A 13,745-nucleotide genomic window follows, 5' to 3' on the forward strand; every position below is an offset into this window, starting at 1 on the left:
TGGGCAGCCCCTTTGTCATGTCATCAGGCCTGCGCGGCCCATTCGCGGAGAAGCGCGCGGTAGCGTCCGGCATAGCGGCTCCCGCGCTGCCAGATGAGCGAGAAGTCATGCTCGATGGGAAGGTCCCTCGGCGTCACGTCCACAAGCGTCCCGGCCGCGAGCTCTCGCTCAACGGCCACGCGGTAGAGAAAGCTCACGCCCGCCCCGGCGGCCACGCAGGCCTTGATCGCGGGGATGCTCGCGAGCTCGATGACGCCGGCGAAGTCATCCACGGAGAGGTCTCGCGCCGCGAGGTGGCGCTCGAGGATCTCTCGGGTGCCCGAACCCGGCTCGCGCAGCACGAGCCGCCGGGCGAGAAGTTCGGTGACGCTTGCGGGGCGCCTCCCGGAGGCCGCCACTGCCAGGTACGGCTCGCGCGAGAGGACCTCGCCCTCGAAGAGCTCCCCGTCGAACGAGCCCTCAACCAGCGCGAAGTCGATCTCTCCGGCCTCGATGAGCTCCACGAGCTCGGCCGTGTTGCCCGTGCGCAGGTAGATGTGCTCGTCCGGGTGACGTCCCAGGTGCTCTGCCAGCAGGCGCGGCGCCACGTAGTCCGCAATCGTGCGGGTGCAGCCGAGGCGTAGCGGCGGGCGTCCGTCCTTCTCGTCCCGCAGGGACCCAAGCTCTGCGCGTAGTCGCATCTCGTCGTTCTCCGCTACGTCAAGCGCGCGGTAGAGCAGATGCCCCGCCGGCGTTGGCTCCACGCCGCGGCCGGCCTTCGAGAAGAGGGCGCAGCCGTAGTGTGCCTCGATCTGTCGAATGTGTTGCGAAACCGCCGGCTGGGTGACGTGCAGCTGCTCCGCGGCGCGCGTGAAGCTGCCGGAGCGATACACGGCGAGGAACGTGTGCGTGCGGTAGTCGAGCATGTCCCCGTCCTCCGGATATCGATAGAAACGCTTATGGGTTCATAAGCAATACGACAGAAAGAATTATATATACAGGGAGTAGGCTTGCGTCAGACAGCTAGGCCGACGGAGGGACATCCGCATATGGAACTCATCAAGGACTTTGGAAAGATGTGGAGAGGCGTGCTGTTTGCGCTGGCCATCGCCGTGCCGGCATGGCTTCTGGGCAAGCGGTTCGAGGTCATTGGGGGCCCGGTCTTCGCCATCCTCATCGGCATGGTGCTCGCCCTGCTGGTGCCGGCCGAGAAGGGCGACCCGCTTGCCGCCGGCGTCAAGTTCACGTCCAAGAAGGTGCTTCAGTGGGCGGTCATCCTGCTGGGCTTCGGCCTCAACCTCGCCCAGATCGCGCGGGTGGGCCTGACGTCGCTTCCCATCATCCTCTCGACCATTGCCACCTCGCTCATCGTCTCGTACGCGCTCTGCCGCACGCTCAACATCCCGAGCAAGATCTCCACGCTCATCGGCGTGGGATCTTCCATCTGCGGCGGCTCGGCCATCGCGGCCACCGCTCCCGTGATCGAGGCGGACGACGAGGAGATTGCCCAGGCCATCAGCGTGATCTTTCTCTTCAATGTGATCGCCGCGCTCGTGTTCCCCACGCTCGGCGGGATGCTCGGTCTCACCAACGAGGGCTTCGGGCTTTTCGCGGGCACGGCGGTGAACGACACCTCCTCCGTCACCGCGGCCGCGGCCGCGTGGGACGGCATGCACCCTGGCGCCAACACGCTCGATGCCGCCACTATCGTGAAGCTCACGCGCACGCTGGCCATCATCCCCATCACGCTGGCGCTCGCGTTCTGGCAGCTCCGTCAGGTCCGCCGCGAAGGCGGCGAGGCGAGAAACACCTTCAGCCTGCGCCGGGCGTTCCCGACGTTCATCGTGTTCTTCGTGCTGGCGAGCGTGGTGACCACGGTCTTTGCGCTGCCGGCGGCCGTGACCGCCCCCATCAAGGAGCTCTCCAAGTTCCTCATCGTCATGGCGATGGCGGCGATCGGCTTCAACACCAACATCGTCAAGCTCGTGCGCACGGGCGGCAAGCCGATCCTCATGGGTCTCTGCTGCTGGGTTGCCATCGCGTGCGTGAGCCTGGGCATGCAGCATCTCCTCGGCATCTGGTAGTCGGGTGCGGGCCGTGCCGCTGGCGTCAGGCTTATTTGGCACGCGCGGACCGCGTGCCAAATAAGCCTGACGCCAGCGGCACGGGAGAGAAACCCGTCCCCGATTACCGCGCCCAGGCGCGGAGCTCGTCTGCGCTGGGATTTCCGTTTAGCATCCTGCCCCCGAGGACCGTGGCGCCCGGCGCGAGCGACGCCATGCGCTGCGGCGCCTTGCCCAACCCGCTGCTGCCGCTCGTGGCAAACGGGATGACCTTCTTGCCGGAGAGGTCGTGCGCCTCGAGGAAGGTGTCGATGATGCGCGGCTCAACGTACCACCAGATGGGGAAGCCCACGAATACGGTGTCGTAACCGCTCACATCGAGAGCGTCGCCCGCAATGGCCGGGCGGCACTTCTCGTCGGCCATCTCATGTGAGCTGCGGCTGTTCTTCTCGCGCCAGTCGAGGTCGGCGGCGGTGTAGGGCTGCTCGGGCACGATCTCAAAGAGGTCAGCGCCGACGGCCTCCGCCAGCCTGCGAGCGACGCGCGCCGTCGTGCCGGTGGCCGAGAAGTACGCAACGAGGGTTCTCATGACAGCTCCAATCATATAAGAAACACTGCGTCGCTTATATGATACCCCACCGATGTTCAGGCTAACCACTTTGCGAAGACTCCGTCTGTCTTAGCGGCTGCGGGACGCTTCTCGTGATATCAAGGTAGCCGGCCGACTCCCCGCGCTCCTTGGGAAGACAGACATTTGCGTTGTTGTCCGGTCGTACCGGGCGGGGATTCTACGAGCACGTCTCCGGCGTGCTGGACGCCGCGTAGCGGCGAGCGTATGCGGCTGTCGTCCTTGCGATGGCAGAGGCGCGCTGGGAGATTGGCTGCGGCATCGTGGAGCAGCGGGGCGGGGCCGAGCGCGCGGAGCACGGTGAGGCGCCGGTCAAGGAGCCCTCCCGACGGCTTGGGGGGACTTTGGGAAGGGGTTTGACGAGCGCAATTTCCGCTTCACGCGTCGGTTCTATCTCGCGTTCCCGATTCGGAACGCGCTGCGTACCGAATTGAGCTGGACCCACCATCGTCGGCTTATGCGCGTCGCGGACCCCGAGGTGCGCATGTGGTGCACGAACGAGTGCGCCGAGAGCAACTTGAGCGCGCGCGAGCTCATGAACGAGGGGGGCAACCCGCCCGTGGGCATCGTGCCCTGCGCCGACAAGGGCGACTCGCTCGTCGAGTACACTCTCCCTGAGGGCAACGCGCAGTTATTCGCCGCCGAGTATCTCTCGCGCCCGCCCTCCAGGGAGGAGCTGGCGCTCGAGCTGAGCGCTGAGTACCGCGCGCTTGACGAGGCGGCGGTGGGCTGACGGGGAGGTTGCTTGATCTACGTCATCGACTCGCCGGAGCATCCGCTTGACGTGGCGGCGGCTGCGGAACGGCTGCGCTCACGCGTGGTGAGCGTGCCGGTGGCCGACTGGGGCGATGCGCTCACGCCGTGGCCCGCTCCGGCGCTGCGCCCGGGCGAGAAGGACTTTGGCGGGCGCGCGGACGAGACGCTCGCCTCGCTCGCCGATGCGCTTGACGCGGCGCCCGGCCCTCACGCCATGTGCGGCTACTCGCTCGGCGGGCTCTTCGCACTCTACGCGTTCGTGCGGGAGCCGCGCCTTGCGGCGTGCGCGTGCCTCTCGGGTTCGGTCTGGTACGAGGGCTGGGTCGAATGGCTGCGTGCGAACGCGCCGGACTGTACCGGGCGCTACGCGTACCTCTCGGTGGGGAAGAAGGAGAAGCGCGCGGGCCTGCCGTTTCGCCACGTGGAGGAGGACCTTGCCGCCTGTGCGGACATCCTGCGCGGCTGTGGCTGCGAGGTGGATGTGGCGCTTGGTTCCGGCAGCCACATGCAGTACGTGACCGAGCGTCTCGCCGCGGGCCTCGCCGCGCTCGACGCCAAAAAGGGGACGGGTTATTTCTCTCAGGGGAAACGGGACAGGCCTCGGCGTAGGCCTGTCCCGTTTCCCCTGAGAGAAATAACCCGTCCCCTTTTACGTTATGAAGTGCATCACGAGTGCCACCATCACGTCCTTCTCCTCCGGTTTTGACTCGGCGATGAGGATGGTCATGGCCACGAGTGCGCTGTCGTCGATGGCTTTCTCGCCCGTCGACGTGAACAGCGCGTCATTGCGGTCGAGGAAGTACAGGAATACCGCGGCCGCGATGCGCTTGTTGCCGTCGAGGAAGCTGTGGTCCTTCACGACGAAGTAGAGCAGATGCGCGGCCTTCTCCTCAAGGGTGGGGTAGAGGTCATGGCCGTCGAAGCTCTGGAAGACGTTTCCGATGGCGCCCCTGAACGACGCGTCCTTCTCCACGCCAAAGAGCGTGCTATCTCCGCCGAAGCGCAGGGAGTCGATTACCTCGCGGCACTCCTCGTAGGTGATCTCTCGTGTAGAGGGCGTGCCCTCGGGCGCCGTCACACTGAGGTGGTCGTAGTCGTCCAGCAGGTCGAGCGCCCCGGTGTAGCTCTGGACGATGTCGAGGATCTGGCGGGACTCCAGGCTCTCGGGGACCCGCGCCATGATCCTGGCGACCTGACCCAACTGTTCGAGCCGTCGCTCGTTCTCCGCGTGGCCGGCTACGATGTAGCGACGCAGCACGTCCGTGGCCCAGCGGCGAAACTCGACGCCGCGCGCGGACTTCACGCGGTAGCCGATGGAGAGAACCATGTCGAGGTTGTAGTGCTCCGTCTGGTACGTTTTGCCGTCGCGGGCAGTTGTCGCAAATTTTGCGACAACTCGACTCTCGGACCCGGCAAGCTCCTCCCGCAACGCGTTGGCGACGTGCTTGCCGATGGTCTTGACGTCGCGCCCAAAGAGGGTCGCGAGCTGCGCGCGGCTTAGCCATACGTCCTCACGTTCCGGGTCAAGCATTGCCGGCAGCTCGACCGACCCGTCCGCGGACTCAAACAGTACGATGCTCTTCTCCGTGCCCATGCGTGCCTCCGTTCTACCGCTCCTTCGATAGAACAAACGTACGCCATAGGCCGGACAATAATGAGGTCTCGTCCGGTCTGTAGGCTGGGGGCAGCCCCCAATCTACAGACGCATGTAGAGCAGCGGGTAGGGGCGGCCCTCCTCGTCCGTCTCCGTGCGCTGGTATGTCGAGAAGCCCATGTGCTCGTAGAAGCCAACGGCCTGCGGGTTCTGCTCGTTGACGGTGAGCTCGCTGACGCCGAGGCTCTCGATGCCGTAAGTGAGAAGCGTGCGACCGAGCCCCTGGCCGCGGGCGCTGGGGTCGAGGAAGAGCATCTCGAGACGACCGTCCTGCACGCCCATGAAGCCTACGGGCGCGCCGTCCTTCTCGGCAACGACGAGCGTCTCCACCCCCATGAGCGCCTGCGGGACGAACGGCCTGATCGTCGCGACCTCCTCCTCGGAGAGAAACGCGTGCGTGGCGCGCACGGAGCGCTCCCATACGGCGACGAGCTGCTCAACGAGCTTCGGCGTGCGCTCGGTGACGGGACAGATCTCCACGTTGCTGGCGTCCATGCGGGTCCTCTCTCCTTGGCTGACAGGGCAGATGATAACCGACAGGGAAAGGGGGACGGGTTATTTCTCTCAGAGATTCTGGGACAGGCTAGCGGCCTGTCCCAGAATCTCTGAGAGAAATAACCCGTCCCCCTCCCCGCTAGCTCGTCATGAAGTGGAGGGCGATGTTGCTCAGAAGCGAGAGCACCGGGGCGAGGAAGCACAGGAGCGCTCCCGTGATCGAGCAGAGCATGCCGATGGCCGTGGTGAGGCTCTTGCGGTAGTCGGCCTTCTTCGCGCGCCGCGCGAGCACGATGCCGGCGACGCCGACGAAGCCGCCGATGACCTGCAGCCAGATGAACGGGGTGAATGCCGTCGCGAGCGAGAGCGCGCCGAGCACGATGGACGCGATGTCCATGGGACCTCCCGAAAGAAGCGTGAACGATTCCATACATCATACGCCACGGCGGCCTGGCGTGTCTGCGCGGTACTACCCTTCGTAGTCGTGGAGCACGGCCTCGATGTTGTTGCCCTCGGGGTCCAGCACGAAGCAGGCGTAGTAGCCGGGCTCGTAGTCGCGCGGGCCGGGCGCGCCGTTGTCCGTGCCGCCCTGGAGCGCGGCCTCGTAGAAGGCCCGCACGTCGTCCGTGGTCCTGGCGAGCCAGGCGTAGTGGCCCGGCGCGGGCGTCACGCCCTCCTTGGCGGGGGAGATCCAGACGGAGTCGCCGTCCTCGTCGTTCACGAACTGCGTGCCGCCGGGGTACTCGACGCCCTTGCGGTAGCCGAGCGTCGCCATGACGCGCTCGTAGTAGGGGACCATGACCTCGGGGTCGGACACGCGGATGATCAGGTGGTCGAGCATCGGGGGATCCCTTCTCGCGGACTCGTCGTGACCCCATTGTGCCGGGACGGGCCGCTCGGCGCCGCGTGCCGTCGGCGAGCGAGATTTCCGAGGCCGGGGGTGGGAATTCCCGTTGACAACTACCTTGCGTCGTTTCGTAGCGTTGGCCGAGTACAGCCATAACGCGTCAATCGGCAGACACGAGAAACGAGACCGAACATGAGACATGCCAAACCGCTGTTGCTGACAGTACTTCTCGCCCTCGTCATCGGCGTCGCGCTCCCCGCGGGCGTGGCCCGGGCGGAGTCCTATCCCGGGGACTCGCTGGACAACCCCTATCTTCTCGACGCGAGCCAGACGGTAGAGAACCCCTTCCCGGACAAGATCTCCGACGAGGACATCGCCACGATGAGCAAGCAGGGGCCCCTGCTCTCCGATAGGGTCATCCGCAAGCTCGAGGTCGAGCTCACCGACGGCGAGCGGATCCTCCTGCCGACCAACTTCGAGGGCGGCACCGTGACCACGCCCGGCAGCGTGATTCCCCACGACTTCGTCCAGGAGCACGAGGGGCGCATCCGCAGCATCACCACCTACTACGTCTTCCCCGCCTCGGAGGACCACGAGAGCACCGTGTGCCTGGGCACCTGGGCGTACTCGGCCTATCTCCAGGGGAGGGTGTCCGGCGACCCGGACAACCACGTGGTGCGGGCGGCCCCGCGCACGCGGGTCCTGCACAACGGCCAGGAGATGGACCCCAAGCTCAACTACTTCTCCTTCAAGACGATTCCCACCACCCAGTACTTCGAGACGACGACGGAGTTCCCGGAGGACGCCAAGATCTCGAACATCTACACCCTTGACCTCCACGGCGTGCGCCGCTCCTTCAAGTACGGGTACGGGCGGGTCGGCGTGAGGATCTACATGCACCGCACGTACCTCTTCCCCACGGCGACGTTCCACTTCGTGGACGAGGCGGCCTATCGCGGCCTGACGGGCCAGCCGTCGGGCGCCGTCGCCAAGCGCAGCGACGGCGAGCCGGTCTTCTCGGTCGGCCCCTTCACGCGCCTGGACCTGACCGACCTCGCGCCCACGCTCACCACGAGCGACTTCTATGACGACAGCGGCGCCATCGACACCGAGCCCATGCTCAACCCCGAGGGCGGCACCGCCCGCTCGCGATACTGGGACCCCAAGGGCGCCGTTCCCAAGGGCGACGTCAAGCCCACCTACGCGCTGCTCACTGCCACCGAGATCCCCGGATACGTCTACGTGGACGATGACATCGACCAGCCGACCGGCGCGGGCGACCTCGACAACGCGACCCTCGACCCCGCCATCGTCGACGGCAACTGGAAGTACGACAAGGACTACTACCTGCTCTATCGCCCGCTTCCCGTGCCCGTCACGGTGCGCAAGGTCGACGCGGAGAGCGGGTCGGGCGTCGGCGGGGCGTCGTTCAGCCTGTATGCCGTCCGCGACGGCAAGGAGGTGCTCGTCCGCTCCGGCCTCATGAGCGACGGCGAGGGCCGCGTGTCCGGCCTTGTGGGGGCGGATGGCAAGACGTATGACGACCTCGTCGCCATCGCCAAGGGAGACGCCTACGACCCCGCGACGGGCGCATACGCCGTCGGTGAGTCGCTCTACCTCACGCCGGGAGACTACGTTCTGCGCGAGGACATCGCCCCGCGTGGGTACGACCGCGCCGACGACCTCGCCTTCACGGTCCAGCCGCTTCCGTTCACGACCTCCGGGGAGGGCGAGGCCGTGACCCACGAGCTCGGGGAGCTTCCCAGCTACACGGTCTCCGAGCAGCGCTCGCGCGCGGTGCGGGTGGTCATCCACTACATCGACGTCACCGGGTCGGGCAAGGGGTCCGGGCACGTCCCCACGGACGGCACGGAGCTGACCGAGCACGTCCAGAACCACGACGCGGTCCCCGGGGGGTCGTTCGATAACGAGCTCTGGGACTACGCCTCTGCCGGGTACCGGCTTGTCGAGAAGGACGATGGCGCCGACGGGGACACGCTCCCGCCGGATGCCCCTGACGTGACGCACTACTACGTCTACCTCACGCGCGAGAAGGACGTCGTTCCCCCGGAGCCGCCCGCGGGCGGGGGCGGCAAGACGACGACCCCGGGGACGAAGGAGGCCGCCGGGCGCCTCGCGCGGCCTGCCGTCCCGGATACGGGCGACGCCTCGACCGCGGCCCATCTCGCGCCTCTCGCGCTTTTTGTGGGTGCCGCTGCTGTTTGCGGGTCATGGCTGATGTGGCATACAAGCTCGAAGAAAAATTGAGACTAGGTTTGTGGCAAAAACATCATTTTTGGAAAAGTGTGGTCTGAGTGATAACAGACTGGGTAACCGTTACGTATAGTCACGAACCACGCGAGGGGGCAGAGATGTCAGAGTATTGGACCGTTGGAGAGTTCGCGCGGCGCGCCGGGGTGACGGTGCGCACCGTGCAGTTCTATGATCAGCAGAAGCTGCTCGCCCCTTCCGCCAAGGGGCCGCAGAACCGTCGCCTCTACTCGGAGGAGGACGAGCGCGAGCTGCAGAGGATCCTCGTCCTCAAGTTCCTGGGAAACTCGCTCTCCGACATCAGGAAGGTGCTCGCGCACAAGCTCGACGGCGTCGAGCTCTCGGAGCTCATCGACCGGCAGGTCGAGCTGCTCGGGCGCGACCTCGTGCGGCTCATGCACCGCATGTCCGCCCTCCGCGCCCTCAGGGCGCAGGTCAGCGACGGCGAGAGCCCCGACTGGGCGGGCATCGCCGGGCTCATCGACGAGGCTGGGTCCAACCCGTCCACGCTCAGGCACTCGATGCACGAGCAGGACTCCCGCCAGCCCTCCGATGCCCGGGACGAGCTCGCGCAGTGGCAGGACGTCATCGTGACGGCGCTCGGGCTCATGGCGGCGGGCGTCTCGCCGGACGACCCGTGGGCGCATGAGATCGCCCTTCGCTACGTGCGCCTCTGCGACCGGTTGGGACAGCATCGCCCGAGCGAGTTCATCCCGCTTGACGACTCGACGACGGTCCCCGACCGCGAGTCGCTCGACGAGCTGCGCCGCTCCGTCGACGAGTATCTCGCCTCTGCGGGGGCCGAGGCCCTCTCCCTTCCGGAGGACCGCGCGGCCGAGCAGGACGAGCTGATCGCCTGACGCTTGCGGCCGCGCTCGGCGGGAACGCGGCGACCCCCAGAAGCCAGCGGGCCGCCTGGCCGCGACGCCTTGCGTGTCGCTCCAGGCGGCCCGTTCTTCTCGCCCAACGTCCGCGGTCGGCACGAGGGGCGGTGGGGGCGTCGGCGGGCGTGCGGCCGGCTACATCCCCGGGAAGCCCGTCTGGCGCAGCGCCTCGTAGAGCACGATCGCCGCGGCGTTCGAGAGGTTGAGCGCGCTGATGCGGTAGTCCTCGGGGTTCACGAAGTTGCCGCAGACGTCCCGGGCGAGCAGCGCAGGGTGCCCGTCCTTCTCGCCCGGCGCGTGCCAGCTCTCCGCGTTGTCGAGCGATGCGGCGTCCGGCAGCATCGGGATGCGCTCGCAGCGACTCGCGTGCGCCGCGAGAAGGGCCTCGGGCAGCCCCACGCTCTCGCAGCCAAAGACGAGGAAGTCCCCGTCGGCGTAGCGCGCCTCGGCATAGGTGCGGCGCGCCTTCTTGGTGAGGAGGTGCAGGCGCGAGTCGTCTGCGGAGAGCCCGTTCCTCTCGACAAACTCATCCCAGCTTGCATACACCGTGACATTGAGGCTCTCCCAGTAGCCGAGGCCCGCGCGATGCAGCGCGCGCTCGTCCAGCGAGAAGCCGAGCGGGCCCACGAGGTGCAGCCGCGAGCCCGTGACCACGCAGGTGCGGCCGATGTTTCCGGTGTTCGCCGGGATCTCCGGAGCTACGAGCACGACGTTGAACAAGCCTGTCTCCCTCTCGGTTGGTCGGGGCGTCCGCCGTCCCTGAAATCGGTGTGCAATCACCGGGATAGTGCGAAGCTCGGGGGCGTGCGTAATGCAGTCATCGGGATAGTGTGAAGCAATTTCCTCAGATTCGCTCATTGTAATTAAATACTAGATACATTCAACTGAGCTTTTGTTGAGGGGGTACTTGAGGTGGGCCCAAAAACGCTTCGCACTATCCCGGTGACTGCACAGCACACGCCCCCGAGCTTCGCACTATCCCGGTGACTGCGCACCTTGCCGCCGGCTTCCGTGGAAACGCATGCGTCAGAAGGTGGATGAGTCTGCGCCCAAGGGCTCAGTCCGGAGTCGTGCTGTGCGGTCGCTATAATTGCCAGTGCAGCATACCCCAATCGAAAGGGATTCCCATGATCAAGGAGCTGGTGAAGGACGAGGCCGTCCTCTCCGTGCCGTGCGAGCCCGCCACCGCCGAGGATGCCGTCGTGGCGCAGGACCTCGTTGACACCCTCGCGTCCATCGATGACGCCGTCTGCCTCGCCGCCAACCAGATCGGCGTGACCAAGGCCGTCATCGCCTACCAGGACGACGACGGCAACGCCCACGTCATGTACAACCCCAGGGTCCTCATGGGCCTCGGCGGCGCCAAGGTCGAGGAGGCCTGCCTCTCCCACGAGGAGCCCGTGCGCGTGACGCGCTTCGCCAAGATCAAGGTGTCCTTCGACGAGCTCGTGGACGGCCAGCTCAAGCCCCGTCGTCGCGACTACATGGGCTGGACCGCGCAGATGATCCAGCACATGGTCGACCACTGCAAGGGCAAGCTGGTCTAGCATGCCCGCCCGCGGCGGCGCGGCGCCCGACCACATCGAGGTTCGCGGCGCCCGCGTGCACAACCTCAAGGGCGTGGACGTTGACATCCCGCTGAACGAGCTCGTTGGCGTGGCCGGGGTCTCCGGCTCCGGCAAGAGCTCGCTCGCGTTGGGCGTGCTCTACGCCGAGGGCAGCCGACGCTACCTGGAGTCGCTCTCCACGTACACGCGCCGTCGCATGACGCAGGCGGGCCACGCCGCCGTCGACGACGTCCGGTACGTGCCGGCGGCGCTGGCGCTCCACCAGCGCCCGGCGGTGCCGGGCGTGCGCAGCACCTTTGGCACCATGTCCGAGCTGCTCAACAGCCTGCGCCTGCTCTTCTCGCGCGTGGCGAACCATCGCTGCCCGCACTGCGGCTCCTACGCCCCGCCCTCGACGGCGGTGGCGACGGACCAGCCCATCGCCTGCCCCGCCTGTGGCGAGAAGTTCTTCGGCCCCGGAGCCGAGGACCTGGCCTTCAACAGCACCGGCGCATGCCCCGCCTGCGGCGGCACGGGCATCGTGCGCACGGTGAACGAGGCCTCGCTCGTGCCGGACGAGTCCATCTCCATCGACGACGGCGCGGTTCTGCCGTGGGGCAGCCTCATGTGGGACCTCATGAAGCAGGTCTGCGGAGCCATGGGCGTACGCACCAACGTGCCGTTTTGCGAGCTCACGCCCGAGGAGCGAGACATCGTCTTCCACGGCCCCGCCGTCAAGAAGCACATCCTGTATCACCCCAAGAAGGGCGACGACTTCGCCGAGCTGGACTTCACCTACTTCAACGCGGTCTACACCGTTGAGAACGCGCTCGCCAAGGTCAAGGACGAGAAGGGCCTCAAGCGCGTGAGCCGCTTTCTCACGGAGGGGCCCTGTCCCGACTGCGGCGGCACGCGCCTCTCGGAGGCGGCGCGCGCCCCGCGCGTGGCGGGGATCAGCCTCGCCGACGCCACGGCCATGACGCTCGGCGAGCTGATGACCTGGGTCGCCGCGGTGCCCGCCGGTCTGCCGGACGACGTGCGGCCCATGGCGGAGAGCATCTGCGAGTCCTTCCGGCACACGGCGCGGCGCCTGCTGGACCTGGGGCTCGGCTACCTCTCGCTCGACCGCGCGGCGGCAACGCTCTCAACGGGCGAGCGCCAGCGCGTGCAGCTGGCCCGTGCCGTGCGCAACCGCACGACGGGCGTGCTCTACGTGCTCGACGAGCCGTCCATCGGACTGCACCCCGCCAACGTGGACGGGCTTCTCGGCGTCATGCGCGACCTTCTGGCGGACGGCAACTCCGTCGTGATGGTCGACCACGACGCGCGCATCCTCGCCGAGGCGGATCACCTCATCGAGCTGGGCCCCGGCGCGGGCGCGGACGGCGGGCGCGTGATCTGCCAGGGGACCGTGGCCGAGGTGGCGGCGGACCCGGCCTCGCGCGTCGGCGGCTCCCTCACGGGCGAGAAGGACGTGCTCTCGCGGCCGCGCGCGGACGCGGGGGAGATGTTCGACCTCGGCACCATCTCGATGGAGACGTCGGCGCTGCACACCGTGCGCCCGCTCTACGTGGAGGTGCCGCGCGGGCGGCTCGTGGTGGTGACGGGAGTCTCGGGCTCGGGCAAGACGACGCTCGTGCTGGAGACGCTGGTGCCCGCGCTTTCCGCCGCGGCGGCGGGGGAGCGGCCGCCCGCGCACGTGCGCTGGGTGGACGCCGAGGGCGTGCGGCGCGCGAACCTCATCGACGCCACGCCGATCGGCATCAACGTGCGATCCACCGTGGCCACCTATGCGGGCGTCCACGACGAGCTGCGGCGCGCCTACGCCCGTACCGACGAGGCGCGCGCCGCCGGCTACAAGGCGGGGGACTTCTCGTACAACACCGGGCGCCTGCGCTGCCCCACCTGCGACGGCACGGGCGAGGTCTCGCTCGACGTGCAGTTCCTGCCGGACGTGGACATTCCCTGCCCGGACTGCCGCGGGACGCGCTATGCCGTGGCGGCGGACGCCGTTCACCGTCCGCGCAAGGGCGAGCCGGCGGGCACGGGGCTCACGCTGCCGCAGCTGATGGCGCTCTCCGTGGACGAGGCGCTCGATGCCTGCTCCGACCTGCGGCGCGTTGCCACGCGGCTGCAGGTGCTGCACGATCTGGGGCTGGGGTACCTCACGCTTGGCGAGGCCACGCCGGCGCTCTCCGGCGGCGAGGCGCAGCGCCTCAAGCTCGCGAGTGAGATGGGCCGCGCGCAGGACGACGCCGTCTTCGTCTTTGACGAGCCCACGATCGGTCTCCACCCGCTCGACGTGCAGACGCTGCTTGCGGTGTTCCAGCGGCTCGTGGAGGCGGGAGCCACCGTCATCGTGATCGAGCACGACCTCGACGTCATCCGCAACGCGGACTACGTGATCGACATGGGCCCCGGCGGCGGCGAGGAGGGCGGTCGCATCGTCTGCGTCGGCACGCCCGAGGAGGTTGCCGCCTGCCCCGACAGCGTCACCGGCCGCTATCTGTAAATTGCGGGCAGCCCCCGGTTGCGGATCGCCCTCGATCTGCGGACATCAAATCTCTCCGCGGCGTTTTGGCACTTTTGGCCCCCTTGGAAGGCTCCAAAGTGCCAAAACG

General features: G+C 67.4%; 14 protein-coding genes and 1 pseudogene. 8 read left to right on the top strand and 7 right to left on the bottom strand.

Translation table 11 applies throughout. The features are described 5' to 3' along the window. Positions 1-23: 23 nt before the first annotated feature. Positions 24-905, bottom strand: a complete 882-nt coding sequence (locus tag ACULPM_RS05810; protein ID WP_445331489.1) for a LysR family transcriptional regulator — start codon at positions 903-905, stop codon at positions 24-26. Between the two features lie 123 nt (positions 906-1,028). Here ACULPM_RS05810 and ACULPM_RS05815 point away from each other — a divergent pair, with 123 nt between their 5' ends. Then, a complete protein-coding gene (locus ACULPM_RS05815; protein WP_445331488.1) occupies positions 1,029-2,063 on the top strand; it encodes a YeiH family protein in 1,035 nt (344 codons plus the stop codon). 103 nt (positions 2,064-2,166) lie between these two features. Here the strand turns inward: ACULPM_RS05815 and ACULPM_RS05820 are convergent, their stop codons facing one another. Next, positions 2,167-2,631 (bottom strand): flavodoxin, encoded by a 465-nt coding sequence (locus ACULPM_RS05820; protein ID WP_445331487.1) that lies wholly within the window; start codon positions 2,629-2,631, stop codon positions 2,167-2,169. 439 nt (positions 2,632-3,070) lie between these two features. Here ACULPM_RS05820 and ACULPM_RS05825 point away from each other — a divergent pair. From ACULPM_RS05825 to ACULPM_RS05835, 3 genes and pseudogenes are all read left to right on the top strand, one after another. Beyond that, positions 3,071-3,151, top strand: a pseudogene (locus ACULPM_RS05825) (hypothetical protein); the annotation flags it as partial. Positions 3,152-3,154: 3 nt separating this feature from the next. Next, a complete protein-coding gene (locus ACULPM_RS05830; protein WP_445331486.1) occupies positions 3,155-3,403 on the top strand; it encodes a hypothetical protein in 249 nt (82 codons plus the stop codon). 12 nt (positions 3,404-3,415) lie between these two features. After that, the gene (locus ACULPM_RS05835) at positions 3,416-4,132 is read left to right on the top strand and encodes an alpha/beta hydrolase (RefSeq protein WP_445331485.1); all 717 of its coding nucleotides are present in this window, start codon (positions 3,416-3,418) and stop codon (positions 4,130-4,132) included. On the opposite strand, the gene rhuM is transcribed toward ACULPM_RS05835, so the two are convergent. From rhuM to ACULPM_RS05855, 4 genes are all read right to left on the bottom strand, one after another. After that, positions 4,076-5,020, bottom strand: a complete 945-nt coding sequence (gene rhuM, locus ACULPM_RS05840; protein WP_445331484.1) for a RhuM family protein — start codon at positions 5,018-5,020, stop codon at positions 4,076-4,078. The two genes, ACULPM_RS05835 and rhuM, sit on opposite strands and share 57 nt — an antisense overlap. A gap of 102 nt (positions 5,021-5,122) precedes the next feature. Beyond that, a complete protein-coding gene (locus ACULPM_RS05845; RefSeq protein ID WP_445331483.1) occupies positions 5,123-5,575 on the bottom strand; it encodes a GNAT family N-acetyltransferase in 453 nt (150 codons plus the stop codon). Positions 5,576-5,714: 139 nt separating this feature from the next. After that, entirely contained in the window at positions 5,715-5,972 is a 258-nt protein-coding gene (locus tag ACULPM_RS05850) for a hypothetical protein (RefSeq protein ID WP_167930067.1), read from the bottom strand. Positions 5,973-6,044: 72 nt separating this feature from the next. Then, the gene (locus ACULPM_RS05855) at positions 6,045-6,416 is read right to left on the bottom strand and encodes a VOC family protein (protein ID WP_445331482.1); all 372 of its coding nucleotides are present in this window, start codon (positions 6,414-6,416) and stop codon (positions 6,045-6,047) included. 198 nt (positions 6,417-6,614) lie between these two features. On the opposite strand from ACULPM_RS05855, the gene ACULPM_RS05860 reads away from it, so the two are divergent. Continuing rightward, on the top strand, positions 6,615-8,690 hold the full coding sequence (locus ACULPM_RS05860; RefSeq protein WP_445331481.1) for a SpaA isopeptide-forming pilin-related protein: 2,076 nt from the start codon (positions 6,615-6,617) through the stop codon (positions 8,688-8,690). A gap of 104 nt (positions 8,691-8,794) precedes the next feature. Beyond that, positions 8,795-9,553 (top strand): MerR family transcriptional regulator, encoded by a 759-nt coding sequence (locus ACULPM_RS05865; protein WP_445331480.1) that lies wholly within the window; start codon positions 8,795-8,797, stop codon positions 9,551-9,553. A 159-nt stretch (positions 9,554-9,712) separates the two neighbouring features. Here the strand turns inward: ACULPM_RS05865 and ACULPM_RS05870 are convergent, their stop codons facing one another. Beyond that, on the bottom strand, positions 9,713-10,297 hold the full coding sequence (locus tag ACULPM_RS05870; protein WP_167930063.1) for a tRNA (cytidine(34)-2'-O)-methyltransferase: 585 nt from the start codon (positions 10,295-10,297) through the stop codon (positions 9,713-9,715). Positions 10,298-10,704: 407 nt separating this feature from the next. Here ACULPM_RS05870 and ACULPM_RS05875 point away from each other — a divergent pair, with 407 nt between their 5' ends. Beyond that, positions 10,705-11,124, top strand: a complete 420-nt coding sequence (locus ACULPM_RS05875) for a peptide deformylase (RefSeq protein ID WP_167930062.1) — start codon at positions 10,705-10,707, stop codon at positions 11,122-11,124. A 1-nt stretch (position 11,125) separates the two neighbouring features. Continuing rightward, positions 11,126-13,636 carry an excinuclease ABC subunit UvrA gene (locus tag ACULPM_RS05880; RefSeq protein WP_445331479.1) on the top strand — a complete coding sequence of 837 codons (2,511 nt, stop codon included), beginning with the start codon at positions 11,126-11,128 and terminating at the stop codon, positions 13,634-13,636. Positions 13,637-13,745: the final 109 nt, after the last annotated feature.

The sequence above is a fragment of the Thermophilibacter sp. ZX-H3 genome (assembly GCF_052599055.1).